Origin of the sequence: Litorimonas sp., from assembly GCA_029936425.1 — a bacterium.
Lineage (GTDB): Bacteria > Pseudomonadota > Alphaproteobacteria > Caulobacterales > Maricaulaceae > Litorimonas.
Genome location: JAPYSU010000103.1, coordinates 1 through 1527 on the forward strand (window position 1 = coordinate 1; position 1527 = coordinate 1527).

General features: G+C 47.7%; 1 protein-coding gene. It reads left to right on the forward strand.

Annotation, left to right across the window (positions count from 1 at the left end):
- Positions 1–438: 438 nt before the first annotated feature.
- A partial coding sequence (locus ACN0IC_RS15370; protein ID WP_416879629.1) for a hypothetical protein occupies positions 439–1527 on the forward strand: 1089 nt, incomplete at its 3' end.

Sequence of the window (1527 nt, forward strand, 5' to 3'; positions counted from 1 at the left end):
GTACTGCACTGTGAGAGAAGGGTAGCTTTGCCTCACCAGTCTGGAGGGTGACTGGGAGTACTATGTATGAACTGACCAAACTGGTGATCGGTCGTCTTCATTAAAGTACTCGATCCAAGATGGCGCAGTCACTAGTTTACAAGAACTAACGCTCTTGCTGGAATGTCCAGGATGTGATGTAAAACAGTTCCGTTCCGTTCCGTTACGTTACAGTCCAGTGTTCAGTTATCAGTGAATACTTTGTGAAAGTTTGGCCAAGTTCAGTGACAGATTAACAGTTATTTCAGCCAAAATGTGAAATGAAAATCTAATTCTACAAAGATTCAGAGCCGGAGCCATTGTTCCTCACAGCATTTTTCGGCGGATACAGTTCCGCAAAAACGTCAAAAGTTCGTCTGCGTTCGTACCGGCAATTACAGTATACAGTGAAAAACCAACATGTCCGACACTGATGAAGCCGGTGAAGCCGGTGAAGCGAGAAAGAGATTCGGAGATAATGAGTCCTGGCTTCTCAGAATATGTGAACAAGTGATGGTGGCTAACAGAGATGTGATGGACCCTGATGCCCCTGACATGGATGATATTGAGGAGTTCTTCAACCTGGTGTCCAAGGAGGCCAGGCAGTTTGATGACTACTCCAAGGCCCTGAAGGCGGCCGAGGCAGCAGACATAAACCGAAGCAAGAACAAAGCAAGGTGGGAGAAACGGTTTGTTGAAGCCCAGGCAGCACACAGAGCTGCTAGGCAAACTGTGAGACAGGTCAGAGCTATGATGGTCGCAAAAGATATCGAGTTGCCATCCAGGGACCTGGCACCTCCCCCACGCCCTCCGGACGTGTACGGTGACGGGCATCGGGAACCTCAGTGGAGAAGCCAAGATTCCCTCAAACCAGACAAACTTGAGGTTGACACCAATCCCGTTGCTAGGGCTGGATGGGAAGTGAAAATGAAAGCTTATTATGTTGCCAGCAAATTCGATAAAATTGACTTCCCAACATCTCTCCCATTCATTTACGCATGTCTGTCAGACGATCTTGCCAAGAGGGTCCGTGACAATATCACCGACAATGTGTACGGGGTGCCGCCCGAGTCCTACAAGGAAATGATGTTGGTCATCGTCAAAGAACACGGCCAGTCCTGGCCGCTAGACGCCAGGAGGGTGGCATTCTTCAATGTTGACCAGGAAGTTGGTGAGGAATGGATTCCCTTCTATCTCCGTACGAAAGCCCTCATGGAGGAAGGTGAAATTGACAAGATGAATGGTGATCAGCATTTGGCCATGGCACTCCGCCTAAAAACCAATGACAAACGCTTGCGTGAAAAGTTTGAGGAGTGCAGCAATAAAGATCACCCACGCCAACTCTATGTCGTTGCAACAGAATATAAAGCTTTCCTTGAAACAGAAAAAATTGTTTCCAAAAACAAAAGTGTTGCCAGTGTTGCTGTCAATGCCATTGCCAAACAGGAGGAAGAAAGAAGATTCGATGACAGAGAGTGCTTTCGCTGTGGCAAGCAAGGACATGTCAAA